22 protein-coding genes and 4 pseudogenes are annotated in these 26,908 nt (G+C 71.6%); 15 read left to right on the forward strand and 11 right to left on the reverse strand.

All coding sequences use genetic code 11. From position 1 onward, the window contains the following. Positions 1-181 precede the first annotated feature (181 nt). The 4 genes and pseudogenes from ADK52_RS38370 to ADK52_RS38380 all read left to right on the forward strand — a co-directional run bounded on the left by ADK52_RS38370 (position 182) and on the right by ADK52_RS38380 (position 2,832). Complete coding sequence (locus ADK52_RS38370) at positions 182-748, forward strand: GNAT family N-acetyltransferase (RefSeq protein WP_053694483.1); 567 nt, start codon at positions 182-184, stop codon at positions 746-748. Between the two features lie 187 nt (positions 749-935). Then, a complete protein-coding gene (locus tag ADK52_RS38375; protein ID WP_107090280.1) occupies positions 936-1,145 on the forward strand; it encodes a hypothetical protein in 210 nt (69 codons plus the stop codon). A 68-nt stretch (positions 1,146-1,213) separates the two neighbouring features. Then, positions 1,214-1,390, forward strand: a pseudogene (locus tag ADK52_RS44315) (IS5/IS1182 family transposase); the annotation flags it as partial. 119 nt (positions 1,391-1,509) lie between these two features. Continuing rightward, a complete protein-coding gene (locus ADK52_RS38380) occupies positions 1,510-2,832 on the forward strand; it encodes an APC family permease (RefSeq protein WP_053694485.1) in 1,323 nt (440 codons plus the stop codon). Between the two features lie 148 nt (positions 2,833-2,980). Here the strand turns inward: ADK52_RS38380 and ADK52_RS38385 are convergent, their stop codons facing one another. Then, entirely contained in the window at positions 2,981-3,919 is a 939-nt protein-coding gene (locus tag ADK52_RS38385; protein WP_053694513.1) for an NADP-dependent oxidoreductase, read from the reverse strand. 155 nt (positions 3,920-4,074) lie between these two features. Here ADK52_RS38385 and ADK52_RS38390 point away from each other — a divergent pair, with 155 nt between their 5' ends. After that, positions 4,075-5,115 (forward strand): hypothetical protein, encoded by a 1,041-nt coding sequence (locus ADK52_RS38390; RefSeq protein ID WP_053694486.1) that lies wholly within the window; start codon positions 4,075-4,077, stop codon positions 5,113-5,115. Between the two features lie 249 nt (positions 5,116-5,364). Here the strand turns inward: ADK52_RS38390 and ADK52_RS38395 are convergent, their stop codons facing one another. Next, positions 5,365-6,255, reverse strand: a complete 891-nt coding sequence (locus tag ADK52_RS38395; protein WP_199828618.1) for an endonuclease/exonuclease/phosphatase family protein — start codon at positions 6,253-6,255, stop codon at positions 5,365-5,367. Between the two features lie 724 nt (positions 6,256-6,979). Between ADK52_RS38395 and ADK52_RS38400 the strand changes: the two genes are divergently transcribed. Continuing rightward, the gene (locus tag ADK52_RS38400) at positions 6,980-7,378 is read left to right on the forward strand and encodes a hypothetical protein (protein ID WP_147419960.1); all 399 of its coding nucleotides are present in this window, start codon (positions 6,980-6,982) and stop codon (positions 7,376-7,378) included. Between the two features lie 300 nt (positions 7,379-7,678). On the opposite strand, the gene ADK52_RS38405 is transcribed toward ADK52_RS38400, so the two are convergent. Continuing rightward, positions 7,679-8,419, reverse strand: a complete 741-nt coding sequence (locus ADK52_RS38405; RefSeq protein WP_053694488.1) for an ABC transporter ATP-binding protein — start codon at positions 8,417-8,419, stop codon at positions 7,679-7,681. Between the two features lie 198 nt (positions 8,420-8,617). On the opposite strand from ADK52_RS38405, the gene ADK52_RS38410 reads away from it, so the two are divergent. From ADK52_RS38410 to ADK52_RS38425, 4 genes are all read left to right on the forward strand, one after another. Further along, positions 8,618-11,965 carry an ABC transporter permease gene (locus tag ADK52_RS38410; protein WP_053694489.1) on the forward strand — a complete coding sequence of 1,116 codons (3,348 nt, stop codon included), beginning with the start codon at positions 8,618-8,620 and terminating at the stop codon, positions 11,963-11,965. Beyond that, positions 11,962-14,790: a hypothetical protein gene (locus ADK52_RS38415; RefSeq protein WP_053694490.1), complete on the forward strand. Its 2,829-nt coding sequence runs from the start codon at positions 11,962-11,964 to the stop codon at positions 14,788-14,790. Before ADK52_RS38410 ends, ADK52_RS38415 begins: the two co-directional genes overlap by 4 nt. After that, entirely contained in the window at positions 14,787-15,752 is a 966-nt protein-coding gene (locus tag ADK52_RS38420; RefSeq protein WP_053694491.1) for an ABC transporter ATP-binding protein, read from the forward strand. Before ADK52_RS38415 ends, ADK52_RS38420 begins: the two co-directional genes overlap by 4 nt. 156 nt (positions 15,753-15,908) lie before the next feature. After that, positions 15,909-17,294: an erythromycin esterase family protein gene (locus ADK52_RS38425; RefSeq protein WP_053694492.1), complete on the forward strand. Its 1,386-nt coding sequence runs from the start codon at positions 15,909-15,911 to the stop codon at positions 17,292-17,294. Between the two features lie 95 nt (positions 17,295-17,389). On the opposite strand, the gene ADK52_RS38430 is transcribed toward ADK52_RS38425, so the two are convergent. From ADK52_RS38430 to ADK52_RS40995, 3 genes and pseudogenes are all read right to left on the reverse strand, one after another. Then, positions 17,390-18,313 carry an immunity 49 family protein gene (locus ADK52_RS38430; RefSeq protein ID WP_234344433.1) on the reverse strand — a complete coding sequence of 308 codons (924 nt, stop codon included), beginning with the start codon at positions 18,311-18,313 and terminating at the stop codon, positions 17,390-17,392. A 912-nt stretch (positions 18,314-19,225) separates the two neighbouring features. Then, positions 19,226-19,600, reverse strand: coding sequence for a hypothetical protein (locus ADK52_RS38435; protein ID WP_053694493.1), 375 nt, complete (start codon positions 19,598-19,600; stop codon positions 19,226-19,228). 116 nt (positions 19,601-19,716) lie between these two features. Next, positions 19,717-19,815 (reverse strand): annotated as a pseudogene (locus ADK52_RS40995) (IS5/IS1182 family transposase); the annotation flags it as partial. A 147-nt stretch (positions 19,816-19,962) separates the two neighbouring features. Here ADK52_RS40995 and ADK52_RS38440 point away from each other — a divergent pair. Continuing rightward, entirely contained in the window at positions 19,963-20,490 is a 528-nt protein-coding gene (locus tag ADK52_RS38440) for a 2'-5' RNA ligase family protein (RefSeq protein WP_053694494.1), read from the forward strand. A gap of 255 nt (positions 20,491-20,745) precedes the next feature. Here ADK52_RS38440 and ADK52_RS38445 read toward each other — a convergent pair whose 3' ends face one another. Further along, positions 20,746-21,573, reverse strand: a complete 828-nt coding sequence (locus ADK52_RS38445) for a helix-turn-helix transcriptional regulator (protein ID WP_053694495.1) — start codon at positions 21,571-21,573, stop codon at positions 20,746-20,748. Between the two features lie 49 nt (positions 21,574-21,622). Between ADK52_RS38445 and ADK52_RS38450 the strand changes: the two genes are divergently transcribed. Together ADK52_RS38450 and ADK52_RS38455 are read left to right on the forward strand one after the other, a co-directional pair. Continuing rightward, complete coding sequence (locus ADK52_RS38450) at positions 21,623-22,096, forward strand: DUF2000 domain-containing protein (RefSeq protein WP_053694496.1); 474 nt, start codon at positions 21,623-21,625, stop codon at positions 22,094-22,096. Between the two features lie 790 nt (positions 22,097-22,886). Beyond that, positions 22,887-23,261: pseudogene (locus ADK52_RS38455) on the forward strand (substrate-binding domain-containing protein); the annotation flags it as partial. A 33-nt stretch (positions 23,262-23,294) separates the two neighbouring features. Here ADK52_RS38455 and ADK52_RS38460 read toward each other — a convergent pair. From ADK52_RS38460 to ADK52_RS38470, 3 genes are all read right to left on the reverse strand, one after another. Further along, the gene (locus ADK52_RS38460; protein WP_159046135.1) at positions 23,295-24,452 is read right to left on the reverse strand and encodes an RICIN domain-containing protein; all 1,158 of its coding nucleotides are present in this window, start codon (positions 24,450-24,452) and stop codon (positions 23,295-23,297) included. A gap of 134 nt (positions 24,453-24,586) precedes the next feature. Further along, the gene (locus ADK52_RS38465) at positions 24,587-24,799 is read right to left on the reverse strand and encodes a hypothetical protein (RefSeq protein WP_053694499.1); all 213 of its coding nucleotides are present in this window, start codon (positions 24,797-24,799) and stop codon (positions 24,587-24,589) included. 235 nt (positions 24,800-25,034) lie between these two features. Further along, a complete protein-coding gene (locus ADK52_RS38470) occupies positions 25,035-25,442 on the reverse strand; it encodes a hypothetical protein (RefSeq protein ID WP_078988930.1) in 408 nt (135 codons plus the stop codon). Between the two features lie 73 nt (positions 25,443-25,515). Between ADK52_RS38470 and ADK52_RS45195 the strand changes: the two genes are divergently transcribed. Continuing rightward, positions 25,516-25,926, forward strand: a complete 411-nt coding sequence (locus tag ADK52_RS45195) for a response regulator transcription factor (RefSeq protein WP_078988931.1) — start codon at positions 25,516-25,518, stop codon at positions 25,924-25,926. Between the two features lie 130 nt (positions 25,927-26,056). After that, a pseudogene (locus ADK52_RS41010) lies at positions 26,057-26,256 on the forward strand (transposase family protein); the annotation flags it as partial. A 142-nt stretch (positions 26,257-26,398) separates the two neighbouring features. Here ADK52_RS41010 and ADK52_RS38480 read toward each other — a convergent pair. Beyond that, complete coding sequence (locus ADK52_RS38480) at positions 26,399-26,749, reverse strand: VOC family protein (protein WP_053694502.1); 351 nt, start codon at positions 26,747-26,749, stop codon at positions 26,399-26,401. Positions 26,750-26,908: the final 159 nt, after the last annotated feature.

Below are 26,908 nucleotides of genomic sequence, written 5' to 3' on the forward strand. Positions count from 1 at the left end.
GTGCCCCGCCCCGCCCCCCTCCCTCCGATGCACTAAAGGGCAAGGCCGTGAAATTACGGTTGCGCTGCTGGTGGCAAGGGGGTTAGAACGGCGTTGTTGCCCAAGATGAGTCGTTGGGAGGTCCGCGGTCCGGTCACTCAGGCTGGCGCGGTAGCCCCCCGGGGGGAGAAACACCAGATCGATGACCATGCTCTCGCTGCCCTTCAGCACCGAACGGCTCCTTTTGCGTATGTTCACGCCGGACGACCTCGATGACTTGTACGCGTACCAGGGCCTCCCCGAAGTCGCTCGCTACCTCTACCGGGAGCCGCTCACTCGTGAACGGTGCGCGCAGAGCCTGACGAGGCGCGCGGCTGGCACGGCGTGGGCCGAGGACGGCGACGACCTCGTGGTCGCCGTCTGCCCGGTCGGCGAAGCAACGGTCGTCGGCGAGGTTGTCCTGAAGCTCACGAGCGCGCGAGCACGCCAGGTCGAGATCGGCTGGATCTTCAACCCAGCGTACGGCGGCCGGGGTTACGCGACCGAGGCCGCGCGTGCGACCGCCGCGCTGGCTTTCGCCGAGTTGGGCGTCCACCGGCTCTTCGCCCGCCTCGACGTACTCAACACCGGGTCGGTGCGCGTGTGCGAGCGCCTCGGCATGCGCCGGGAGGCGCACCTTGTCGAGAACGACCTCGACAACGAGCGCTGGGGCAGCGAGTACGTCTATGCGACGCTTGCCCGGGAGTGGAAGGCCGATCGGGCTCAATGAGAAGTTTAGGCAGTGCTGCTTGAGGGGCTTGGTCATAGGTCGGCCGTTCCACCAGGTGGTTCTGGCGGACCACCTGACGTGGAGAGCAGAGCCCCGGTAGAACGACGTTGTCTGCTCAGACGAGTCGTTCACCAGCTTCAGCATCGCCCTGCAGACCGCCCGTGACCAGGTCATACAAGCCACGGGCGTGATCGCCGGCACCGTCATCGACCTCGTCGGCGCCATCGGCCGCGCGGTCCTGGACCGGGCCATGCCCGCCCGCCGGCTCCGCCTCAGCCCCCGCGCGGTCAAGCGCCCCCTATCCCGCTACGCGTACAAGAGCCTGCGCGTCGACCGCCGCACCTACAAGGCCACCTTCAGCATCGACATCCTGTTGACAGAGCCAATCAGCCCGTAACTTCACGGCCTTGCACTAAAGGGTGTTGCACAAGGCTCAGCTTTGGGCATTTTGCCTGTACGGGTGGGGTGTTGCGGGCTGAGCCGGTGTGGGTGGAGACGTTCACGGGCTTGCGGATCGACCGGTTCGCGAGGCTGGTGAAGGTGGTGCGGGAGCGGGGCGGGAACGGACCCGGGGGCGGCCGGCCGTGGCGCCTGCCCCTGACGGACCGGGTGCTGCTGGTGGCCGTGTACTACCGCGCGAATCCGGTCGGACGGCGGACCGCGTCATCGCCGCCCGGCCCTACTTCGCCTGGCATCCTGTCAGGGGCGTCCCCGATGTCCCGTTCTGCCTTCCCGCGGCCTGCGACGTCCCGAGGTGTGCCTTGTCCGAAACCTCCGGCGCGGTCCCCCGGGCCGCGCTGACACCCGCGGACGTCGCGATCATGGTGGTCGGAATCGTCCTGGGTTTCGGCATCTTCGCGACCCCGGCGCTGGTCGCGAAGTATTCGAGCGACGAGGCCGTGTTCGTGTCGCTGTGGCTGCTGGGCGGGCTGGTGACGCTGATCGGTGCGGTCTGCTACGCCGAGCTGGGCAGCGCGCGGCCCGACGCGGGCGGCGAGTACGCCTTCCTGAACGAGGCCTACGGGCGGAAGGTCGCCCTGCTGTTCGCCTGGGCGCGCTGCGCGGTGATCCAACCGGGTGCCATCGCGGCCGCCGCCTTCGTGATGGGCGACTACGCGAACACGGCCCTGCCGCTCGGACCGTACGGTCCGGGCCTGTACGCCCTCGTCGCGATCACCGTCTTCACCCTCGTCAACCGGGTGGGCATCACACCCGGGAAGCTGACCCAGCGGTTCGTCGAGGTCGTCGTCGTCCTCGCGCTCGTCGCCATCGTCGTCTCGGCGTTCGCCACGACGGCTCCCGCACCTCGCCCGAGCACCCCTCAGGAGACGTCCGTGGCCGGTATCGGCCTCGCGATGATGTACATCCTCCTGACGTACGGCGGCTGGAACGAGGCCGCGTACCTCTCGGGCGAACTCCAGGACGCCCGGCACAACATGGCCCGCGCCCTGGTCCTCGGCGTGCTCGTCGTCATCGCCGTGACCCTCGCGATCAACCTGGCCTATCTGCACGTGTTGGGCCTCGAAGGGGTCCGTGACAGCGATGCCGTCGGCGCCGACATGATGCGCGCCGTCGCCGGCGACGCGGGGGCGACGGTCCTCAGCGTCGTCGTCATGCTCTCCACCCTGACCACGCTCAACGGGCTGATGATCACCGGGGCCCGTTCGTACTACGCGCTCGGCCGGGACGTGGCCGCGCTGCGTTCGATCGGCACCTGGAAGGAGCGCGGTTCGACCCCTGCGAACGCGCTCGTGCTGCAGGGCGCGGTCTCCGCGGCGCTGGTCGTCTTCGGAGCCGTCACGCGCGTGGGGTTCCGAGCGATGGTCGCCTACACCGCGCCGGTGTTCTGGTTCTTCATGTTCCTGGTGGCCCTGTCGCTCTACGTCTTTCGCAGGAGGGAGCCGGGCGCGGCGCCGCACTATCGGGTGCCCCTCTATCCGGTGACCCCTGCGCTCTTCGCGCTCAGTTGCCTGTGGGTGCTCTGGTCCAGCCTCTTCCACGCCGGATGGGGGGCCGTTCTCGGTGTCGTGGTGCTGCTCGTGGGTACGCCCTTGCTGTTCCTCCAGCCCACCCGGTCCTCGTGAGGCGGGAGGAGCCCACGCAGCCGTGCGGGGTATGCGGCTGGTCGGGGCCCGACGCCATGGACGAACGAGGACCGGGCACCCGGCCCGGCGAGTTCAGCCGGAGTCGGGGCGCCCACCTGCTCGACCTGATGGATCGAGGACGTCAGGACTACGGAACGAGGACGATCTTGCCCTGGACCCGGCCGGTTTCGCTGAGCTCGTGGGCCTTCGCGGCCTCGGTGAGCGGGAGGGTGTCGGCGATCGTGGGGCTCAGGCCATGGGTGTCGACGAGTTCGGCGAAGGCGGTCAGCACGGCGGGGGTGGGTTCCAGGAAGAACTCCACGAATCGTACGCCGAGTTCGGCGGCGCGGGCCGTCACCTCGGTGCGGTCCACGCCGACGCCGACGACGTCGACCAGGATGCCGCCCGGCTTGAGGGTGGGCAGGGAACGCGGGCCGTAGTCGTTGCTGATGGTGTCCAGCACCACGTCGATGCCGCGCAGGGCCGAGAAGTCCTCCACCGTGTAGTCGATCAGCTCGTCAGCGCCGAGCCCGCGCAGGTAGTCGTGCTTGGCTGCGCGGGCCGTGCCGATGACGTACGCGCCCCGGGACTTGGCGATCTGCACGGCGATGTGGCCGACGCCGCCGGCCGCGCCGTGGATCAGCACCCGCTGGCCGGGCTGTACGTCGGAGAGGGTGACCAGGGCCTGGTAGGCGGTGAAGCCGGAGATCGGCAGTGCCGCGGAGCCGACGTGGTCGAGGGTGCGCGGCTTGGGCGCGATCCGGTCTTCGGTCACCACCACGCGGTCGGCGTGGCTGCCATGCGGCGGGACGGTCCAGCCGTAGACCTCCTCGCCCACCGTGAAGCGGGTGGCGCCCTCGCCGATGGCCTCCACCATGCCGCTGAACTCGTGGCCGAGCACGAACGGCGGCGGGCCGAAGAAGTCCACCTTGCCGATACGGACCTTCCAATCCGCAGGGTTCATGCCGGTGGCCCGTACGCGCACCAGGACCTCGCCCGGGCCCGGCGAGGGAAGGGGCATCTCGGCAAGTTCCAGCACGTCGGGGCCACCGAGGGCCTGCTGTGTGATCACCCGTGTCGTCGTCATGCAGAGCATTCTGCGCCTGATGATCATGAAAGAGAAGCGACTTCGCCCCGCGGCCGCAACCGTGAACCGGTCACGGGACTCACGGGACTGCACCCGCCCGAACGTTCGGCCGCACCCAAGATCAATCGAGGGCCAACCCGTTAGGGTCCGGGATCATGACGAGGACCACGCCACCGCGCCCGCTCGACGTCGAGGCGCTCTTCCCCGGGCTCGCCGCCCACCGCGGCACGACCACGCGGCTGCACCCGCGGCCGGGCAGCCCCGACGCGTCGGTCAGCTCCGTGGGCGGGCCGATACTCTGGCCGGCGGACGAACCGTGGCCGGTGTGCACCGATCCGCACCCCCACGGGCGCGGCCGGCGCCCGGCAGACATCCACCGGGAGCGGCAGCTCCTGGCCGCCGCGTGGGCCCGGAAGCCGGACTCCGGCCCCACGGACGAGGAGCGGCGGCTGCTGGAGGAGCTCAGGCGCAGGCACCGGGTGGCGGCGGAGAGCGGGGAGAGCGGGGTGACGGATCCGCTCCCGATGATCGCTCTGGCCCAGCTGTACCGCCGGGACGTGCCCGACCTGCTCGCGGGGCCTGAGAACTGCGATCTGCTCCAGGTGTTCTGGTGCCCCTTCGACGCACACGGCGAGAACCGGACCGGCATGCTGCTGGACCTGCGCTGGCGCCGGTCGCGGGAGGTCGTCAGGGTGATGGCGCGGCCGCCCGTGCCGGAGGTCGTGGGCTTCGAGGGTTACGTACCCGAGCCGTGCGTGCTGCACCCCGAGCAGGTGGTCACGTACCCCTTCACCGGGCTGCTGCCCGAAGAGCTGTGCGCCCGGATCGAGGCCAGGGAAGAGGCCCTCGAAGAGGAGGCCGAGGAAGCGGGCGTGGAGGAATGGGACTGGCCGACCTACCAGTTCGACCTGTCCGTCCCGCCCGGCTGGCGCGCCGGGGGCTACGCGTCCTGGAACCTGACCGACGCCGCCACCTTGCACTGCCCGGCCTGCGCGGCCCCGATGGAACTGCTGCTGACCATCGCCAGCTCGGAGTGGGACGGCGGGAGCGTCAGCTGGATGCCGCTGGAGGAACGGGACCCGGCCGTCGGCGGGGGCTGCGAGCCCACCGAGGTCCAGGTGGGCCGCTGGGGCAAGCTGAACGTCTTCGCCTGCCCCGCCGACCCGGGACACCCGCACCTCACGAGCATCCAGTAGCTGCCCTACGGACCACCACGGCACGAGGGCACCCGGACGCCGGCCCCGGAGCCGGAGCGCCGGGGCGGGTGCGCCGGGGCGGGTGCGCCGGGGCAGGGGCGCCGGAGCCGGGGCGCCGGGTGTACCGGGCCACCCGGGGATCCGGCATCCGGCATCCGGCATCCGGCATCCGGCCCACCACATCACCACGTGTTCCGAGTCGACCGGCACACGGACAGATCCCCCGTGCGATGGGTGTGAGCGGGCGGCTCAGTACCGATAGGACGCCGCCACCGCGCGGTGGTCGCTGCCGTCGGCGGGCAGCACCCAGGAGTCGGTCGCGGTCAGCCGCCCCTTGCTGAGGATGTGGTCGATCCTCACTGCCGGGAAGGCGGTCGGCCAGGTGAAGCCGAATCCGGAACCGGCGGCCTCATGGGCGGACGTCATCTGCTCGGCGATCGGGGCGAAGGCGCGGTCCGCCAGACTGCCGTTCAGGTCACCCATCAGCAGCACCCGGTCCAGCGGCTCGGCCTCGATCGCGGAGCTCGTCGCGGCGATGCTGTAGCCCCGGAGCTCCGCGCCGAACCCCTTCCCGAGGGTGACCCGGACCGAGTCCAGATGCCCGACGTAGACCGCTATCTCTCCCTTCGGAGTGGTCACCACCGACCGGAACACCGTTCCGTTGCCCTCGCCGGCCGGGCCCTTCGCTATCGTGCTGCCGCCGACCGGGTACTTCGACCAGAGCCCGTCGGCGGCGATGCCGGCCACGTGGTGCGGGTACACGGCGGCCAGGCCCCGCTCGTACTCGGGCAGCACCCCCGGATCCAGCTCCTGGAGTGCAATGAGGTCGGCGCCCGAGTCGATCAGCATCTTCACCGTGCCTGCAACATCGGTGTTGGCGGCGGCCACGTTGTGCGTGACGACGGTGAGATCGCCCTTGCCGGTGCTCCGGTCGCCGAGCATCCCACCGAACATGGCCAGCCAGACGGCAGCGGCTACCAGCAGCGCGACCAGCGCGATGGCCGAACGCCGCAACAGCGCGGGCACCAGCAGCACCGGGACGATCAGGCCGAACCAGGGCAAGAAGGTCTCCAGCAGCCCAGCCAGATTGGCGGGGTTGGGCAGCAGGCTGTGCAGCGCCAGGGTGACTGCTGCGAGCACCGCCAGCCCCGCGAGAATCCGGCCACGCCGCCAGGACCCCTCCCGCCACGACTTCCGCCGTACCGGTGCCGGCACCGACTCCCGGGCCCTCACCTGCTCTGCTTCGTCGGTTTGCACCATCAATCCACCCCTACACCGGTTGACATGCTTACGGGGGGATAGATGCGGTCCCATCGACAGAGGTTGCTCATACGTGCGAACCAATCACTCAGTCATATGAGCTGGTGACCCCGTGACGGTGTGCGCTTTGACGTGGAACTCCGTGCGCGCCCGGCAACGGATACGGATCCTGTGGAGTTGTGACGGGGCGGTGCGGGACGGCCCGGCCAAGGGGACGTCGTCGAAGGCACCTCGCTCCATGCGTCGATCATCCGTTCCCTCCGGCTCAAACGGCAGGGGCTTCTGCCCTGAGGCTCTCCTCCTCCCCACCAGACGACAGCCTGTCGGCCACCAGGCTGAGCAGAGGCAGCCCTGGCCGGATTGGGGCTGGACAGTCGACATGGGTCGCCGGAGCATGACGGCGCAGGCGCGGCCTTTCGGGGAAGGGACCAGCATGGGTTTGAACGAGGGGGAAGAGCCGGGCGGACAGCGGCCGTGGCAGCGGTCGCGCGCGAGCGGCAACCCGGGAGCGGCTGGGTCTGGAGGACCCCGTGGGCCGGGGGGACTCGGCCACGAGCCGATCCCCTCAGGGGCGCAGATGCCCCAGCCGGTAAAGAGCCTCCGCGTGCTGATGATGGTTCTGGGCGGAATGCAGGCCGTCCTCGGACTCGCTCTGCTGACCAACAGCGTGGCCATCGCCACCGCCATCTGGGGCGAGGCCGACGCCTCGACCCCGTGCTGTACCACGCCGGGCGAGGCTCACTCCGGGATCATCGTATGCGCCGGATTGCTCGTACTTGCGGTTGCTGCATGGGGCGTTACCACCGCCTTGAAGTTCCCCACGCGCCACCTCAATCTGCGTGTGTCCGCCTTCGCCTACGGTTGGACGGCGCTACCCTTCACGCTGGCATTCTTCAAGGTGGCACCCGTTCTTGGACTGGTCTGGCTCGTGCCGGCCATCCTGGCAATCGTCCGCCCCAACCAGCCGGAAAGCCGTGCTTGGTTCGATCATCAGCCAACCTGAGGTGGGAACGCACCTCGGGAAGCTGAGTCCCTGCCACACGGCCCAACCTCTTCCTCCTGATCGCACTCCGCGTCCTGGCGGTCCTGCGCGACCTGCCGTGCAGGACACGGCTGCTGTGGTGGGCGGGGCCGGACCGAACCGCACGTACGGCCCGGTCCCCCGCCGGCCACGGCTTCGGCTTCCTGGCCCCGACGCCGCTCTCCCCCCGGCACGCCCGCACCACCTGCACCACCCGCACCCAGTGGCCGGAGTGCCTCCTCACGCGGCCTGCCGGGTAGAGGGTTCACGGGGACACCCGCTTCACCGTGGGGTGTCGGGCCCGATGATGTGGCCGTCGCGCAGTTCCACGACCCGGTCGGCCAGTTCGATCAGGTTGGGGTCGTGGGTGGCGACGAGGATGGTGACCGACTCGCTGCGCACCACCGCGCACAGCAGTTCCATGACCGACCGGCCCGTCTCCGAGTCGAGCTGGCCCGTGGGTTCGTCCGCGATGATCAGGTCGGGGTCGTTGGCCAGCGCGCGGGCCACCGCGACGCGCTGCTGCTGGCCGCCGGAGAGTTCACCGGGCCGCTGCTCCGCGTGGTCCGCGAGGCCGACCAGGCCGAGCAGGGTGCGGGCGCGCTCCTCGCGCTCCTTGGCGGGGACGCGGCGCAGTCGCATCGGTACGCCCACGTTCTCGGCGGCGGTGAGGGCGGGTATCAGGCCGAAGGACTGGAAGACGAAGCCGATGCGGTCGCGGCGCAGCGCGAGCAGGCCCGGCTCGTCGAGGGTCGCCAGGTCGGTGCCGTCGAGGGTGATCCGGCCGCCGGTCGGGGTGTCGAGTCCGCCGACGAGGTTCAGCAGGGTGGTCTTGCCGGAGCCCGACCGGCCCCTGAGGACGGTGAGTTCGGCGCGGCGGACCTCGAAGGACACGCCGCGCAGGGCGTGGACGGCCCGCGGTCCGCTGCCGAAGCTGTGGTGCACGTCGTCCACCACGACGATCGGCGTGCCGCCGCCCTCCCGCGCCGCGGCCACCGCGGCCGGTTCCTGATGGTCACTCATCACGCGCATTCCCCCGTCGAGTTGTCCACGCGGAGCGTCCGGCACCGCGTCGTGCGGCGCGTCGCGCCGCTCCACCTTCTGATCGCATTTGCGCATCTGTCACACCATTCACGCAAGCACCTTCCCTCTTTCGCCCGAATCTGACAGCATCGTCCGCTATCCGGTACCAGGAGTCCGGACGGGGGAGGAACTGAACACGTGCTCGGCTTCGTCGTGCGCCGACTGCGCGGGCGATGGCCGCTCGCCGTTGCCGTACTGCTCACCGTACTGATCACCGCGACGGCCCTGACCGCGCTGACGGCGTTCACCCGCGGCGTGGGTGAGGAGGGCCTCCGGCGGGCCCTGACCGGCCCGGAGAGACCCCGGACCGCGGTCGTGATCACCAGTAGCCACCCAACGGCCGTGCGCACCAAGGACGATGAGTCCGTCCGGGCCTACGCGGACGAGGTGTTCGGCCGACTGCCGGTGACCGTGGAGAACATGGCGCGCAGCCGCTCGTACGGGCTGCCCGGACCGGCCGCCTCCGGGAGCGATGCCGACCTGACACTGCTGGCCTCCCTCGGCAGGGACCACGTACAGCTGCTCGCCGGGCAGTGGCCGCAGCCCGCCGAGGCCGCAACGGGCTCCGCGGGAGCGGCACTTCAGACCGCCGTACCCCGCGCGGCGCTGGCCCGGCTCGGTCTGACCGAGTCCGCGCTGCCCGCACCGGTCCGGCTGGACGACCGCTTCGGCGGCCCGCCCCTGAACGTGCTGGTCACCGGCGTCTACCGGGCCTCCGATCCGGACTCGGCCTACTGGCGGCTCGACCCGCTCGGCGGCCGCGAGATCCAGGCCACCACCTTCACCACCTACGGCCCGCTCCTGGTGGACGACGCCGCCTTCACCACGGGCGGCCTCCCGCAGAACTACCGCGGCACGCTCCTGACCCCCGACCTGCGCACCATCCGCGCGACGGAGGCCGCCGCCGTCCGGACCGCGGCGAAACCCGCGGCCGTCTCCCTCGAACGCGCCTCCTCGCTCCAGGCCGCCACCGAACTTCCCGAACTGCTGGCCCAGTTGGACTCGGGACTGCTCGTCGCCCGGTCCACCCTGCTGCTCGGCGCACTGCAGCTCGCCGTCCTCTCGGCGGCCGCACTGCTGCTCGTCTCCCACATCCTGATGGTCCGTCAAGAACCGGAGCGCGTCCTGCTCACCGCCCGCGGCGCCTCCCGCCGACGGCTCGGAGCGCTCAGCGCGGCCGAATCACTGCTGCTCGCCCTGCCCGCCGCCGTCCTGGCACCGCTGCTCACCCCGCCCCTGCTGCGGCTGTTCGGCGGGTTCGGGCCGCTCGGCCGGCTCCATCTGGAGATCCCGGGCACCTGGCTGGTCTGGCCCGTGGCGGCCGGCTGCGCCCTGGCCTGCGTCCTGCTGACCACACTGCCCGCCGCCCTGCGCGGCGCCTCGGCCGCCGTACTGCGCCGGGTCGGCAGCCGGCAGGCGCTGGCCACCGGCGCCGCGCGCTCCGGCCTGGACCTCGCCCTGGTGGCCCTCGCCGTCCTCGGCTACCAGCAGCTGTCTCAGTACGGCGGTACGGAAGGCACCACGCCGGACGGGCCCGCGGACGGCGGGCTCGGCGTGGACCCCGTGCTCGTCGCCGCCCCGGCCCTCGCCCTGTGCGCGGGCACGCTACTGGTCCTGCGGCTGCTGCCCTTCGCGGCGCGTGCCGGGGGACGGCTGGCGGCCCGCGGCCGGAGCCTGGCCCCGGCGCTCTTCGGCTGGCAGCTCGCCCGCCGCCCCGGGCGGGCCACCGGACCCGTACTGCTGCTCGTCCTCGCCGTCTCCAGCGGGATCCTGGCCCTCGGCCAGCACACCGCCTGGTCGGATTCCCAGCGCGACCAGGCCGACTTCGCGACCGCGGGCGGCCTGCGGATCTCCGGCAGCAGCATGGCCGCGATGGGCCAGGCCGGACGCTACGGGGCCCTGCCGGGCGCGGAGCGGCTGATCCCGGTGGTCCGCCGGCAACAGCAGCTCCCGGGCGGTGGAGTGGGTGAGATCCTCGCGCTGGACGCGGCGGAGGCCGCCGGGCGGGTGCCGCTGCGCGCCGACCTGCGGGACGGCCGGGAGATGCGGGAGCTGTTCGCCCCGCTCGCCGCGGCCGACCGCAACCCCCGGCCGGGGACGGCCCCCTCCGCGTCAGCTGCCTCCGGGACCGCCGCCGGGACGGCGACCGCCCCCGGGATCACGCTGCCCGGATCGCCCCGCCGCATCGACCTCGACGTGACCGTGCGGACGTCCGGCACGAGCTGGGCCACCGTGAGCCTGCTGCTGCGCGACCGCTTCGGGGCCGTCCACGCGACATCACCGGCCACCCTGCCCGCGAACGGCGAAGCCACCCTGCCGTTCGCCCTGGACGCGCTGACCGGCGCCCCGATCGGCTCGGCCGCCACCCCGCTGAGCCTCGCCGGGGTGCGCCTCTCGTACGCCGGGGAGGACGGCCCCGCCGGGGAAGGCAACGAACTGACCGTACGCAGGATCGCGGTCTCCGACACCACGAGCGGCGGCGCCGTACCCGTCACCACGACGAGCACGGATCCGCAGTCAGGCGCGCCCGCCTGGCGGTCGGCGCCCCCGCAGGGCGGCCCCCGCAACCTCACGGCCCCCGCCCTCGCCCCCGTCCCGGCCGGCTCCGCGGACGTGCTGCGCCTGCGCTTCTGGGGCGGCTTCGGCACCGAGAAGGGCGTTCGGGCCGTCCTGTTCCCGGCCCCCGCCGCGCCGCCCGCCGTCGCCGTCCCCGCCGTCGCCACCACCGGGTACCTGCGCGCCATCGGCGCGTCCGTGGGCAAGACCGTCAACGTCACGATGAGCGGCGCGACCGTCCCGGTGCGGATCACCGCCGCGGTGGACTGCCTGCCCGTGGCCGGCCGGACGGCGCTCGCCGTCGACCTGCGCACCCTCGGCCGCTACCTCCTGGAGAGCGCCGGTCAACAGCCGGACCCGCCCGGCGAATGGTGGCTGCCCGCCGCCTCCGCCACCGACCCGGCACCGGGCCGCGCGGCGGCCGCACTGCGCGCCGGCGCCCGCACCGAGCGCGTCCAATTGCGCGAGGAAATCACCGCGGGGCTGCTGGACGACCCGCTCAGCGCCGGCCCGCAGAGCGCGCTGGCCGCCCTCGCGGCCGCCTGCGCGGTCCTCGCGGCCATCGGCTTCGCCACCTCCACCGCCGCCGAACGGCGCGTACGCGGACGGGAGTTCTCGATCCTGCTCGCCCTCGGCGCACCCCGCCGTTCGCTGGCCCGGGCGGCCTTCGCCGAGGGCGGCGTACTGATCGCCCTGGGCACCGCGGCCGGGACCGCGCTGGGTGTCGGCCTCGTCCACCTGATGGCGCCCCTGGTCGTGCTGACACCCGCCGCACGGCGGCCCTTCCCGCCGGTACGCGTCGACATGCCGTTCTGGCAGACCCTGCTGACGGCCGCCGCCATCGCGGCCGTTCCCCTGCTGTCGGCCGCCCTCGGCGGCCCCCGCGGCCGCGACATCGCCGCCCGGCTGCGCCCCGTGGAGGAGATGTGACCACCCCCCGGCCCTCCACCCCTTCGCCGGGGTCCGCACCCCGGCCCGCGCCGTGGATCAGGACCCGGCTGCGCGCGGCCCCGCTGGGCACCCTGCTGGGCGCCGCGCTGGCCTTCGTGGCCGTCCTGCTGGCCGCGGCGCTCCCCCGGGCCCAGGACCGCGGCGCCGACCAGGCCCTGCGGGCGTTCCTGCACCGCAGCGGCCCGATCGGCACCAGCCTGCTGGCCACCGCTCCGCCGCTCGACGCGGGGCAGGGCCCCGAGGCACTGGACACGACGCTGAAGGGCCTGCTCGCCCGTACCGGCGGTGACTTCGACATCGTCCGCGACGAGGTGGTGTACGGCAGCCGGACCGTCAAACGCCAGCCGCTGGTCGAGCCGGAACTCACCAGCCCGTCCGGCATCCCGCCCGGCATGTCCCTGCTGTACGTCCGGCAGGCCGAGACGCACGTGAAACTGGTCGCGGGACACTGGCCGGCCGACACAGCCGCGCCGTCCTCCGATGCCGCCTCCGGCGCCGCGCCACCGATGCAGATCGCCCTCTCGCGGAGCGCCGCCGAGACCATCGGCGCCCGCCTCGGCTCGGTCCTCAAGACCTCCACCGTGACCGGCGGCGCACCCTCGGCCGAGGTCGTCGGCCTCTACACGGCCATCGACGAGACCGAGGACTTCTGGGCCGAGCTGGGGTGCTTCAACCGCGCCTGCGAGCACTACACCGGGGACAAGCTCTCCTGGGACGCCGATGCCTTCGTCGGGGCCGGGAGCCTCGGCCGGCTCGACACCTGGGGCCGCACCGCCGAGGACTTCTGGCGGCTCCCCGTGGACGTCGACCGCCTGCGGGCCGACCGCCTCGACGCCACGAGCGCGCACATCGCCTCGTACATCGCCGGTCCCATCGCCGCCGCACTGCCCGGGGAGACCCGTCGCGAGCTGCTGCGGTCCTCCTCCCGGCTGCCCGAGCTGTTCGAGGAGGCCCGCGCCCGCAGGCAGGCCGCGGCGCCGCTCGCCGCGATCGGACCGCTCGGGGTCGCCGGAGTCGCGTTCGTCGTCCTGTGCCTGGCCGGCGCGCTCACCGCGGACCGGCGGGAAGCCGAACTGAGGCTCCTCCTGGCACGCGGCGGCTCGCGCTCCGGCATCGTCGGCCGGCTCCTCGGCGAGGGCGCCGTCACGGTGCTCCCGGCGGCCGCCGTCGCCACCTCGCTCGCCGTCCTCCTGCTGCCCACGCCCCGGCTGGCGCCCTCGCTGCTGGCCGCCGCGGCCGTCGCGCTGCTCACGCTGCTGGCCTTCCCCGTACGGGCGGCCGTACTGCTGACCCCGCCGCGCCCCGCCGCACGGTGGCGCAGGCCGGTGGCCGAGCTCCTCGTCCTCATCGCCACCGGTGCGGCCGTACTGGAGGTCCGCCGCCGCGGGGTCGCCCCGGCCGGCGCCGACCTCGACCCCCTGCTGGTCGCGGCTCCGCTGCTGCTCGCCCTGTGCGGGGCGCTGCTGCTGGCCCGGCTCCAGCCGGTGGTGACGGGATGGCTCGCCCGGGCGGCCGCACGCCGCTCCGGACTGGTCGGCTTCCTCGGACTGGCGCGGGCCGCACGGGGCGCGGGGGCGCCCGTCCGCGGCCGGACCGGCCCCTCCGTCCTGCCGCTGATCGCGCTGCTCCTCGCCATCACCAGCGGCGGCTTCGGGGCCGCCGTCCTGGAGTCGGCGGACTCGGCCCGGCTGGGCGTCGCCCGGCTGACGGTCGGGGGTGACGCGTCGATCGCCGCGTACGGGAGGTCGCCGCTCCCCGACGGGCTCGTCAAGGCCGCGGGCGAGCTGCCCGGCGTACGGACGTCCGTGCCGCTGTGGATCGACCACGACTCCTCCGTCCTCGGCACCGCCCAGGGGCCCACCCAGGTCACCGTGATCGTCGCCGAGCCGGCGGCGTACGCGGAGCTCTCCCGGGCCCTCGGCTGCGGCTCCTTCGACCCCGCCCTGCTGGCCGCGGGCGGCGCGGATTCCGCCGGGGCCCCGGTGCCCGCGCTGTTCAGCTCCGGCCTTGCCCGGCAGGCCGCCCCGGGCACGTACACGCTGCGGCCCGGCAGTGGTGGAGAGCTGCGGACACGGGTCGCCGGCGTGATCGACTGCACCCCGGCCCGGCCGGCCCGGAACGCCGCGACCGTCGTCCTTCCCGCGGGTCCCGCGACGGTGGCCCTCGTCCGCGGCGCCGACCACGCGAACCGGTGGTTCGCCCTCGGCTCCCCCGACGGGAAGCGGCTGCGCGCACTGCTCAGCTCCGCGCTGCCGAAGCCTTCGGCCCCGGCCCCGGCCGAGGGCTCGGTGCCCCGGGCGCCGTCGACCGAGGAGTTGTACCCCGTACGCACCAGCGCCGAGGCCCTCGCCGAGCTGAGCGCCGATCCACTGCAGCGGTCGGCGCAGCGGCTCTTCTGGGCCTCCGTGGCCGGAGCGGCCGGCTTCGCCCTGCTGGCCGTACTGCTGACGCTGATGCGGACCGTCCCCGAACGTGCGGCGCTGCTGGCCCGGCTGCGCACCATGGGGCTGCGCCGCCGGCAGGGCGTGGCGCTGATCCTCGCCGAAGCCCTGCCGCAGACCCTGGCCGCGGCGGCGGGCGGCGCCCTGGTGGCGGCGGCCGCAGTGGCCCTGCTGGGACCGGCGATGGACCTGTCCACGCTGGTCGGAGCGAGCGTGCCGACCGGCGTACGGCTCACAGCGGGGCCCGTACTGACCCAGGCCCTGGGCCTGGCCGCCCTGGTCGCCGCGGCGGTGCTCGTCGAGGCGGCGACCTCCGGGCGCCGGCAGATCACCACCGAGTTGAGAGCGGGAGACCAGAGTTGAACAGCGACCAGCCGACGTACGAGGAGCTGCGCCACCGGGCGACGGCCGCGGCCGAGCCCCGCACCCCGACGGCGGACGCCGCCATCGCCGTCGACCGCCTGGTCCGGATCTTCAGTACGGACGGCATCGAGGTACAGGCCCTGCAGGGGCTGGAACTGACGGTCGCCCAGGGCGATCTGGTGGCCCTCGTCGGCGCCTCGGGCAGCGGCAAGTCCACCCTCCTGAACATCCTGGCGGGCCTGGACGTCCCGACGGCGGGCAGCGCGACGGTCGCCGGCTACGACCTGCTGGAGCTGACGGCGCGGGACCGGCTGCGCTACCGGCGCGAGGCGGTCGGGTTCGTCTTCCAGCAGACGGCCCGCAACCTGCTGCCCTTCCTGACGGCCGCCCAGAACGTCGCCCTGCCCATGCAGTTGAAGGGCGGCTCCTCCCGGCGCGGCGCGGCCGCACGCCACTCCGCCCGGGTCGCGGAGGTCCTGGACGCCCTCGGGATCGGCGACCTGGCGCACCGGCGCCCGGCCGAGCTCTCCGGCGGCCAGCAGCAGCGCGTCGCCATCGCCGTGGCGATGGCGAACGACCCCTCGGTGCTCCTGGCCGACGAACCGACGGGCGAACTGGACTCGGAGACGGCCGCGGCGGTCTTCGAGACCTTCCGCACCGTGAACAAGGAGCTCGGCGTGACGGTGGTCATCGTGACGCACGACCCGATGGTGGCGGGCGAGGTCCGTCGCACCGTGGCCATCCGCGACGGCCGCACCAGCAGCGAGGTCCTGCGCCGCACGGTCACCGACGAGCACGGCGAGGAATCCGTCAGCGAACGCGAGTACGTGGTCCTCGACCGCTTCGGCCGCGTCCAGCTCCCCCCGAAGTTCCTGGAGGCCCTGTCCATGGAACACCGCGTGGCGGTGGACCTGGCCCCCGACCACATAGAACTCCGCCCGGACCACCCTGAGAGGTCCTGACGAAGGCGCTGGACGTGTCGGGGGGCTAGGTACGCACGGGAAAGGGGGGATATCCCCCGGTCGAACCCGGAGGAAGCCCCCAGCGCGTCCCACTCCTACCTCAGGCCATGATCGTTTCACCGCCCAGGGGAACACGAACGAGCCGAGGAGTTCAGCATGACCGCGCACCACCAAAAGATCGGCCGACGGAGGATGCTCGCCGCGACGGCCGGACTCGCGGCCACGGCCCTGCTGGCCCCCACGGCCTCCGCCACCACCGCACCCACCCCGCCCGCCACCCCGCCCCCCACCCCGGCGGCGAAAGGCGGGCAGGCCGAGGCGCTCCGCGCGCTGGAGCGCGCCGCCCACCCCCTGCGCTCGACCGAACCCGGCGGCAGCACCACGGACCTGCGCGCGCTGGACGCCATGATCGGCGACGCCAAGGTGGTCGGGCTGGGCGAAGCCACCCACGGCTCGCACGAGTTCTTCGCCATGAAGCAACGCGTCTTCAGTCGCCTCGTCGAGGAGAAGGGCTTCACCACCTTCTGCTTGGAGATGAGCTGGACGGCCGGCCTGCGGATCGACGAGTACCTCCAGGGCGGTCCCGGCGACGCCCGGCGGATCGCCATGGAGACCCTGGCCGGATCGCCCTGGGAACGCGAGGAGTTCGTCAGCCTCATCGCCTGGATGCGGCGCTACAACGACCGCCACCCCGGCCGCAAGGTCCACTTCATGGGCAACGACATCGGAGCGCCCAAGCTCGGCGACGCCGTCTTCGACCGGGTCCTCTCGTACGTCCGCACGAGCCACCCCCAGAACGTCGCACTCCTTGAGGAGCTGTACGCGGGCCTGCGCCCCCTCGACGACGTCTTCGCCTACCTGCGCAAGCCCGTCGCCGAGCGTCGCCTCAACGCCGCCACCGCCCAGAAGGCGTTCGACCTGGTCACCGCGCACAAAGGGGCCGGCGGCGACGCCTACGAATGGGCCGAGCAGCACGCCCGCAGCATCGCCCAGACCTTCGAGTTCGCCTCGCTCGACCTGTCCGACCCCACGTCGGTGTCCGCCGCGGAGCACCTCCGCGACCGGGTCATGGCCGACAACACCGCCTGGTGGCACCGCCGGACCGGCGACAAGATGCTGCTCTCGGCGCACAACGGCCACGTGGGCTACCTGGCCACCGACCCGGTGATGTACCCCACGACCCAGGGCGCCTTCCTGCGCGAGGCCCTCGGCCGGGACTACGCCGCCATCGGTTTCACCTTCGGCCGCGGCTCGTTCCTCACCGCGACCACCCTCGGCAGCCCTTGGAACAAGGTCACCGTCCCCGCAGCCACCCCCGACATGCAGGAGTACACCCTGGACCGGGTGCACCACCGCGACTACTACCTCGACCTGCGCGCCCTGCCCGCCGCGGGCCGCACCTGGCTGAACACCCCCCGCCCCACGTACGAGGCCGGCTCGTCCTTCAAGAAGGACCCGCTCCCCACCCTCGCCATCACCCGGGCCTACGACATCCTCATCCACCTCAACCAGATCCACGCAGCGATGAACATCGCCCCATGACCGGTTGATGCCGGCCGAGCGGCCATGCTCCAAGCCTCATCGCGCTGACGTCCACGCTGGTCGTGCGCCGGGTGTGTCAGCGGGGCGCCGGCCGTCTACTGCTGCGGGGCACTCACCAGCGCTTCCGGTATATAGGCGGACCGGGTGCCCAACTGCCAGCCGTGCGCGAGACAGGCGAGGGCGGCCAGCGTGACGGCCCCCACAGGAAGCAGGCTCCGGGCGGCCGGGTCGGCGCCGACGCTCTCGCGATGCGCCACGAGTCGTTCCTGAAGGGCCCGCTCGAACGCGGCCTGGTCGTCGTCGAGCAGGACGCGCAACAGCCGCTGGTCCGGCGTCAGCGTCCCGGCCGTATCGAGCTGCTCGGCCGTACGCGCCCGCTCGGCGGTGTCCGGCTTGCCCAGCGGCACCGGGCCGGGGAGCGCGCCGGGATACGGCCCCTGAACGACGGTCAGGTAGCCGCACAACGCGTCCATCTCTGCGAGGTCGGCCGGGTCGGACACCGACTCCCGCTCCGAGTACGGAACGCCGTCACGGATGGCGGGCGCATAGTCCTCGCGCAGCAGAGGGCCGATCACCAGTTTCCGCTCCCATATCAGTCCACTGATCACGGACCACGCGAACGCTTCCGTCCACGTCCGCGCCGAGGTCATCGGGTTTGTCGGCTCCCAGCTCTCCTCGTAGTGGAGCTCCTCGCTGCTGAGCGTCTTCGCCACGAGCGTGAGGGGTACCGAAAAGTCACCGTCGGGGAAACACGCGAGACTCAGCACGCCCATGGCACATTCCGCGGCTGTGATCAGTGCGGCGCGCGAGTCGGGTGTACGCAGGGCGGGATCGGGCACGGTGCGCGCGGCGACGTGGTCGGCCAGTTCCTCGCCGAGTTCCCTGAGCCCTCGCCGTAGCGGCTTGTCGCCGTAGCGCATGTTGTGCCACAAGCTGAAGGCCCGACCCCACATGTCCGCAAGGGCCGGTTCGATCCGCTGTTCTGAGACCGCGTGACGTGATACTTCCTTGATCGTCATGCCCGCCATCATGGCAGCGGCCACCGACAGCGCGGTCCCCCGCACCTCCCAGGCACGTATTGCGCCGGTCGGACAAAGACTCTCCACTCGGCTACCGCGTGGGAAAGCGCCTCATGCAGTCAAGGAGTCAAGGAGTCCGGGAGGGACACCGGTCCGAAGGCTTCAAAAGATTCATGATCACAGGGATGCGTCGGGCGTGAAGGCGTACGTCCGAAGGGGATCCAGGTGTAGCTCGTGCGGGCCCATGCGGTCGGCCGCAGGAGTTGCCACGCCAGCCCCGCACATGCACATGGCGGGCGGCATGAGACGAGCCCGGGTCATAGGCGCGGACACCGCCTGGGTGTCCGGTGCCGGTCCCGGTCACACACGGAGGCGTCCGGGATGCCCTGAAGTCCCGCAGGTCCGGGGTGAGTTCGGCACCGCACTTCGCGCAGTGGAAGACCGTCATACCTACCGTTGCATCCCAACGACAGCGTCAGTCGCGCCGCGTTCCTCTGCTCAGGCTGCCTGTCCAGCACAAACGGCGGGGAAGGCCATGGATTCGTCGACGGGAACTCGGGCCTGACGGCAGTGGTGGAGCCGGCCGGGCAACCGGTTGAACAAGTGCCGGAGCGCCTGCACGTGCCAGTCCGTCCCCTCCTACCCGACGGCGCCGGTAGTAGTGGGCGTCCGCGCCGCTGGAACCGCTGCAGCACTGCGAAACGGGCGGGTCCCGGCTGGTGCAGGCGTTGCGGGCCAACGGCGCAGGCTGTGGGCAGTGCGCAATGTGGAACCTCCCGCTCCGCCTGATGGGGTTCAAGCGCGAGACTCCACTCCGCGGTTCCCGAGCTGCCAGCGTGAAGAAGCGGGCTCTGCAGGCATGATCTGTCCAGCTGCACCCGGCGTACGCGCAGGACGGCTCGCCGCGAGCTCTCAGAAGTCAGGCGCGAGGAGCGTCAGGCGCAGAATCGCGGCCAGGACCAGGGCCGCCGGAACGGCGATCCACCACCTGCGCAGCCACTCGGCCTTCATGAACACCCATGACAGCAGTGCCGTCACGACGGCCAGGACCAGAGCCAGGCCTGCTGCGAAGTTGGAGTGGGCGATGGCCTCGCTGTCCCAGGGGCCTGCCGGTTCGACTGCGTACGCGAGCAGTTCGAGGTAAGCCGTCACCAAGTTGCCCATGGTGAGGACGAGGGAGCACACGACCGTGCCTGTCCGACTCGCAGCGGGGCTGGGACGCTGCTCGGTCTGCTTCTTCGTCTGGTTCTTCGTCTGGTTCTTCGTCTCGATCTTCGTCTCGTTCATCGCAACGCTCTCCCGCGTCGTCCAGGCTGGCGATGTTCCTCGCGGGGTCCTTCACCGCGTCCACCACCTGGCGCTGTGGTTCCGTGAGGCGGTGCGGGTCGTAACTTTACGTCCTTGGTGATCCGGCGGGTCATGAGGGTGATGGCCGCCCCGGTGATGAGGGGGGTTTCGGAGTGCTGGACGAGTCGTTCGTAGTCGTGTGCGTGTCTGCGGGCCTCGCGGCCGCCTCCCGCTGCTCGTCATGGCCGCTCCCGTCAACCTCCACGACGGCTACCCGCGGCTCGACCACGCCCAACTCGCCGCCCTCGCACACCTCGGAGCGCGGTGGGCGCAGTGGCGGGCTGGCCTGCGATGATGACGGTATGCCAGATCCAGGGACCACTGCCGTCGTCATTGTCTTGCCCGATGCCGCCCCGCTCCTCGATGCGGCGTGGCGTATCGACCCGGCTCTGGTGCGTCGTGGGATGCCGGCGCACGTCTCGCTCCTCTACCCGTTCGTGCCGGAATCGGAGCTGACAGGTCAGGACGAGAAGGTCGTGCGTTCCCTGGCGGCGAGTTTTCCGGCAGTTGATCTGCTCTTGGAGGAGCTCGTGACGGCGTCCGGCTTCGTCGGCGTCACCGTTCCGGAACTCCAACCGATCGTTGATGCGTTCCGCGCTCACTGGCCCGGGTTGCGCCCGTACAACGGCCGCTTCGGGACTCGGCCCGCTGCCCATGTCACGGTCGCCATGGGTGCGGACGACGCGACAGTTGCCGCCGATGTCCGCGCTGTGGTCGGCAGTCTGCTGCCGCTACGCACCCATGCGGCGGCGGTCCAGCTGGTGGTGCTGACGGAGGAAGGCTGGCAGTCGCGGTTCGCCGCACCGCTCGGCGTCCCGTACGGGCCGTGAACACCACCCCCCAGTTCCTCGCCCTGACCGCGACCACGGCCCGAGGCCGGCACCCCACCCCTGGCCACTCAGGGGTGTTCGCTCCGATTACTTCCAGATCACCGTCGAGGTGGGGCAGGTTCCGCATCAGGTCGGCGATGGTCTCGTTGGCCAAGGGACATTGCCATCGCACACCGGGCAGCGCGCTCGATCCGAGGTGTCCGTATCTCGGTTCGAGAGGCCGGGGATGTCAGGCGAACGCCTTGCCCGAAGTCCTCAGTAGCAGGACGCGGCGGAGCAGGCGTAGCGCCCGGGGGTGGTGCCCACGATTCGCTTGAAGTGCCGGGTGAAGTGGGACTGGTCGTGGAATCCCGCCTCCACCGCCACCTCGGCGGCCGGGCGGCCATCGAGGAGCAGTCGGCGAGCCAGGGCTACTCGGCGCGAGATGAGGTACTGGTGCGGGGCGATGCCAAAGGCGGCGCTGAACGAGCGAACAAGATGGGCGGGGTGGGCCTGAACCAGACCGGCCGCTTCCGGCAGGGAGATGCCCGCGACCACCCGCTCGTCGAGAAGTTCGCGCAGGCTGCTCGCGATGCCCTGGCGGGTGCCGGCGCCGAGCGATGCCGTGTGGTCACCCGGAAGTTCGAGTCGCGGCTGGAGCAGTACGCGCAGCCGCTCGCCGATCAGGGCCAGCCGGCTCTCCGCCTCGAATTCGTCACCAGGAGAGGTCAGGGCCCTGTGGAGCTGCCCGACGCGCCGGCGCAGGACCGAGTCAGCGAGGTCCGGACCGTCTACGGCGGCGCCGACGAAGCGCTCGTCCAGCACCGTCGTGTCGAAGTAGACGACGCGCTTGCGGAACCCGTGTGAGGTGGCGGCGGAGCCGTTGTGCGGAACCTGGGGCGGGAGCAGGCTCACGGTACCGCCTGGGGTGCCGCGCCGATGGCGGTCCAGGTCGTAGCGGACGGCGCCGTCATCGACGATCAGCAGGGTCCACTCGTCGTGGACGTGCATGGGGTACGCGTGCGCGGTGAAACGGGCGTGGAAGACCTCGACGACACCCGCGACCCGCGGGCGCCAGGCCGAGACTTCCTGCTGGGGCTGCACGCAAAGAACGTACAAGACCGCGCGAGGCCGAGCCCGGCAGTCTCAGTCCATGAGCAACGAGACGAAGAACGAGAACGACGAGCGGGTCGAAGCGGGAGGCGCGGACGTGCCCGTGCGCTTCGACACCAAGATCGCGGTGCTGCTGCGCGACGACCTGGAGACGTGGCAGCGGCTGAATGTCACCGCGTTCCTCGTCAGCGGGCTCGGAACGGTCCTCCCCGAGGTGGTCGGCGAGCCGTACCAGGACGCCGATGGCACCCCCTACCTGCCCATGTTCCGTCAGCCCGTTCTGGTCTTCGAGGGCGGGAAGGAAGCGGTGACGGCGGCGCACGAGCGCGCGGTGCGGCGCGGACTGCCGACCGCGGTGTTCACCTCGGACCTGTTCGGCACGGGTCACGACCGCGCGAACCGGGCAGCGGTGGCGGCGGTGGGCAAGGACCAGCTCGACCTGGTCGGGATCGCCGTCCACGGGCCGCGCAACTCCGTGGACAAGGTCCTCAAGGGCACCCGCATGCACAGGTGAGCGGCGCCCTGGCCCATGAACGTCCCTCACCGCCTTGGCCATGCGCGACGCCGAGGCTGCGGTGAATCGGAGTGCTCTCCCGCCGGCCCGCCCCGATGGCTACACCCGGGGCGTGGTCACCACCCGGCTGCGGCGCGGCCTGCCCGCACTCGCCCCCTGCCCCTCCGCACCACCACCGTCTCCACGGCTGCCGCCGACCCGGCCGTGGCGGCAGTGGAGTTACCCGTGGCGTCCCTGGGCCACGCGTAGTCCAGAGCGACCGGCCCGCCAGCGGCGCGCGGCCGCCTTCGGCCGGGCCAGAGGGAGCGGACGGCCAACTGCTGGCCGAACGACGACGTCATCCTCTACGCGCAACGCCGCCGTGCCTGGCACCAACTTCGCGGCCTGCGCCGCTGCGCCAGCACCGGTCCCGCCGGGTTGTTCCGGTCTCATCTTGCCCCACCGAACGGCGGGTGGCGGGGGTCGTGGTGGGCCACCGCGTGAGAGTGACGCCGGATGGAGTTGTCGAGGCAGGAGCCGTTCCTGCGGATCCGCCGTGGCTCCTGGCAGGAGGGGCTGTGGATGCGGGCGTTGGCCCGCACGTACGCCGTTCATCGTCGGCTGGTACGCGAGGCTCTGCTGATCACGACATCACACAGGCCTAGGGAGTGTCGTCAAAGTAGCGTCGGCCGCCCGAAGGGCGGGGCTGGCGAGGTCTGGTGCGTGCGATCGCAAGGCGGAGGAGGGAATCGACGCGGTGGGGGCACCTCCCAGCGGTAGCTGGGGGACGTCGGTGACCGACGACAACGCGGGGCAGCCGCTCGCCGTCGCCGGGGCGGACTTCACGGTCGAGGGCGGCGAAGGGGTCATGCGTCAGCTGCTCGCCGAACACTCGGATCTGGACGGGGTGTTCGCGGCCAACGACCTGATGGCCTGCCTGGTGCTGCGCGAGCACGGCAGGCGGATCCCGGAGGACGTGGCCGTCGTCGGCTTCGACGACTCCAGTACCGCCCTTTCCTGCCGGCCGCGGCTGACGACCGTACGCCGGCCGGTGAAAAACATGGCGGCGGAGATGGTCCGGATGCTGCTCGACGCCGTGGCGGCTCCCATGGCGGTCGGGACCGCGGTGGAAGCCGCCACGCCGGTGCTGTTCGAGCCGCGGCTGGTCATCCGGGATTCGGCCTGACCTGACGGCAGCCGATACCGGAAGTGGACGATCCTAGCCGTAGAAGTGCGGCAGGAAGCGCTGGCTGGGGGTGCCGTCAGCGCACGTCCACAGGGAGATGACCCTGGGTTTGGCGCCCGTGGTGTTCACGCACAAGTCGGTGTTCTTCTGCTTGATCAGCCAGGTCCCCGGCTCCTCGCCCCAGTAGTAGATGCTGAAGACCTGGGAGGTCTGCCCCTCGCAGTCCCATTCGTTGAGGCCGTCGCCCATCTTCGCGAAGCGGCCGTTGTCGACGTCGATGCATTTGCCTGTCGACCTGTTGACGAAGTTGAAGTCGTACTTGCCGGCGCCGGGAACGCTGCGCAGCTTCCACTGGGATTTGCTGGGGTTCCAGGTGTCGCTGACCAGGTGCGTGCCGTTGGCGTTGCTCCCGCGTTCGAACGTGAGGTACTTCTCGTGGTCGCTGTCGCTGATCAGCTCGACCACGGACCCGTTCGCCACCATCTGCGTGCGGAAGTAGACCGGGTAGTGGTCGGAGCTGCGGCCGCCCATGCGTACCCCGCGGTAGTTCGCCAGCACGCGCGAGGAGATCATGTAGTCGAGTTCGCCGCCGCTCTGCTGGGTCGCATCGCCGGTGTGGTAGACCTGGGCGCCCAGACCCGCGGCGAGGGTGTGCATGCCCTGGTCCGGGTCACGGTTGAAGTCGCCCATGACGGTCCACGCGCGGCCCGCCGCGGTCGCTTGGTTGCGGACCTGGCGTACCAGCTCCTGCGCTTCGTTGTGCGCTCCCGAAGCCAGCGCGTGCACGTTGTAGTAGATGTCGTCGTCGAAGCGCAGCCCCAGCGCGGGGCGGGCGCCGGCCCGGCCGGGCGGGGCGACGTGGACCTCGTGGGCCATGGTGTGCGTGACCATGGCGAGGTTGACGCGGGTGTCTCCCAGCGGACTCATCCAGTACACGTAGCGGGCGCCCCAGCGATACAGGTGGACGGTGTAACCGCTGCGGTTGTAGGACTGCTGGAGGATCATGCCGTACAAACTCGGTTCGGACCCCGCCTCCTGGACGGCGACGATGTCGTTCTCGTTGCTGAGCTGCCGGACGTCGGACCAGCGGGCGCCTTGCGAGTTGTAGGTCGCGATGGTGTGGGCGTTGGGCGCGTCCGCTGCGGCCGGCGATGCCGGCAGGCCGATCAGCAAGCCGACGAGCGCGGCCATCGCCATCAGCGTGGCGAGCGTCCTGGTGCGTGGGTGAAGAACGTCGGAGCGTGGCAAGGTCGGCGCCTTTCCTAGGCAGGAGATGAGATGGAGGGACTCTGTCAGGAGCCGCTAACGATGCGGACCGCACCGCGTTAGTACTGCCGGGGCGGGCAGCGCTCGTCGCCCCACGCGGTCGTCACGGGGCAGTCCTTGCCCGGGTCGAGCCACCCGGGAAGTTCCGCGTCGGCCCTGACGCGGTGGCCGGCGCCGGGCCTGTCCGAAGCGGCGGAAACGGCGGCGCCGCCCCATCCGATGCCCGCGGCCAGTACGAGGGCCACCAGTGCCCGGGCCGTGATTCCCCGCATGTGCGTCAACTCCTGCTGTGTCGCCCGGCAGCGGTCAGTCCGCTGGTGTCGTGCTCTGGTCGCCGGCCGCTTGTGCCGGCTGTGATCACCACTGTGCCGACCCGGCGCCGCCCGCGGCAGTCCCACGGGGCGTCATCTGTGTGCCATGCACTTTTAGGAGGGGTCCCATGGGCAACGCGTCAGGTGACAGCGGGCCTACGGGCATACCCGAACCGGGGAGCGCCGCGGTCCTGCTCTACCGCTGGACCGTTGTCCACCAGAGCCTCACCCCCGCCGCCTTGTCCCGGGCCGCCGCCGAGACCGGAACCAACTGCTCTCCGACCGCGACGCCGCCCTCCGCGCCCAAGAAGAAGCCCTGCGTACCCAGCGCCGGCAGATCCAGGAGCAGCACGACGGACTCGCGGCCCTCATGCCCGTCTACCTCCAGGCCCGCCAGCACGCTTTCCCGCAGGGCACCATCGACCGCCTGCCCGACAAGTTCGCGGTCCGCACGCTGCTCACCGAGGTCATCGACTCCTGCCACAGCGAAGTCCTGGTTTCCAAAGACGGCGGCTCCTTCCCCGTCCCCGCTGTAAGCGAAGCCCTCCCCCGCGACCTCGCCCTCCCCGAACGCGGCATCCGCATGCGCAGCCTCTACCAGCACGCCACCCCCTACGCCACCGGACCCCACGCCACCCAAACCGTCTCCCAGACCATGAGGACAGACCATCCTGGTCATGGTCGCCAAAGGCATCAAGGACGACACCATCGCCCGCCGCCTCGGCATCTCACTGCGCACCTGCCGCCGGCACGTCTCCGAACTCCTCGACGCCCTCAGCGCCCCCAGCCGCTTCGAAGCAGGCGTCATCGCCGAACGACAAGGACTCACCCGCCATCCGGCATCCCCGCCCCTGCCCGTACCCGCAACGGAAGCCGCCCCGGATACCGTCCGGCCCGACCCGGTACCCTCCGCGCACGGTCTGCGGCGCGGCCCTGCCCACACGGACCTCAGCACGAGCCACCGGCCGACCGGCCCGCTTTTGCTCCCCCAAATGCCGCTCCCGCGCCTACCGCACACGAAATCCCCGAGGGACACACTCCCGCAGGCGGACACCGCCCATCCGTCACGAAACCCGCCACCCGCGTGACGAAACTCCCCCACGGGCCGGACTGCTTTCGGTGCACGGCCGTGCCAGCCGGTCACGGGACAGCCGGGCCGGGGACCTTCACCGGTCTCGCCAGGACCAACATCAAGGCATCGCCCGCTCCGTGCCGTAAGCGGCCCGCGCGCACCGGATCATCCGGATCTGCGAACGCCGGGGTGTTCCTGTCCTCGCCGACCGCGCCTACCAGGAGCCGGACCGTGGGTGACCACCGGGCGCCGACGGCCTCCCGGCGGCGAACTGTCCCCGACCCAGCGCACAGTCAACCGAGCACGGGCCCAGGCCCGGGCACCCGTCGAACGCGGGATGGCACGATGGCGGCCCGGTCGCATGGCCGGTGCGGGTGTCCGGTGTCATGGAAGTGAGTCGGTCGCGACGCCTTGACCTGCAACGGCTGAGTTCGTTGACGGAGTATCTGCGACGCGTCGTGGGATGGGCCGCGCCGAGTGCTGTGGGGTCACAAGCCGTGGGCGGTGGGGTGCAGTGGTTCGTACAGCGGGAGTTCGGCGCCGCTGGGAAGGCGGACCGCAGTCAGTCTTCCCCAGCGCTGTTCGCTGACCGGGCGGCTGATCTCGACGCCCTTGGCGCGGAACTCGCCGAGCTGGGAATCAAGGTCGTCGCACATCAGGTAGAACTCGTGCCGGGGTGGGCCATCGGCCGGGTGCACGGCGATCTCGGACGGGGGCAACGTGAAGATGAGCCAGCCACCGCCCGCGTCGACGCCGGGGAAACCGAGGACGTCGCGGATGAAAGCACGGTCCGCCTCGGCGTCGTGGCTGTAGAGGATGACATGCGCACCACTGATCATGGCTAGCCCCTGTCCTTCGACGCGCTGACGGTCGTGTTCCCGGCATCCTGGCACGCCGAGGTCAAGAACATCCTCGGCTGGGTTCGGCGACACGGCGACTGAGTTGGATGTCAATGGACAGCGGTATCTGGGACCGGTTCCGGCCACGGAGAGGTCGAG

Source organism: Streptomyces sp. WM6372 (genome assembly GCF_001279655.1).
GTDB lineage: Bacteria > Actinomycetota > Actinomycetes > Streptomycetales > Streptomycetaceae > Streptomyces.

Bases quoted from the DNA above. Each gene is read 5' to 3' on its own strand.
- ADK52_RS38435 (WP_053694493.1), bottom strand. From the start codon at position 19,600: ATGAACGAGACGAAGATCGAGACGAAGAACCAGACGAAGAACCAGACG.
- ADK52_RS38440 (WP_053694494.1), top strand. From the start codon at position 19,963: ATGCCAGATCCAGGGACCACTGCCGTCGTCATTGTCTTGCCCGATGCC.
- ADK52_RS38370 (WP_053694483.1), top strand. From the start codon at position 182: ATGACCATGCTCTCGCTGCCCTTCAGCACCGAACGGCTCCTTTTGCGT.
- ADK52_RS45195 (WP_078988931.1), top strand. From the start codon at position 25,516: ATGGTCGCCAAAGGCATCAAGGACGACACCATCGCCCGCCGCCTCGGC.
- ADK52_RS38460 (WP_159046135.1), bottom strand. From the start codon at position 24,452: ATGGCCGCGCTCGTCGGCTTGCTGATCGGCCTGCCGGCATCGCCGGCC.
- ADK52_RS38465 (WP_053694499.1), bottom strand. From the start codon at position 24,799: ATGCGGGGAATCACGGCCCGGGCACTGGTGGCCCTCGTACTGGCCGCG.
- ADK52_RS38385 (WP_053694513.1), bottom strand. From the start codon at position 3,919: ATGACGACGACACGGGTGATCACACAGCAGGCCCTCGGTGGCCCCGAC.
- ADK52_RS38450 (WP_053694496.1), top strand. From the start codon at position 21,623: ATGAGCAACGAGACGAAGAACGAGAACGACGAGCGGGTCGAAGCGGGA.
- ADK52_RS38480 (WP_053694502.1), bottom strand. From the start codon at position 26,749: ATGATCAGTGGTGCGCATGTCATCCTCTACAGCCACGACGCCGAGGCG.
- ADK52_RS38425 (WP_053694492.1), top strand. From the start codon at position 15,909: ATGACCGCGCACCACCAAAAGATCGGCCGACGGAGGATGCTCGCCGCG.
- ADK52_RS38430 (WP_234344433.1), bottom strand. From the start codon at position 18,313: ATGACGATCAAGGAAGTATCACGTCACGCGGTCTCAGAACAGCGGATC.
- ADK52_RS38390 (WP_053694486.1), top strand. From the start codon at position 4,075: ATGACGAGGACCACGCCACCGCGCCCGCTCGACGTCGAGGCGCTCTTC.
- ADK52_RS38405 (WP_053694488.1), bottom strand. From the start codon at position 8,419: ATGAGTGACCATCAGGAACCGGCCGCGGTGGCCGCGGCGCGGGAGGGC.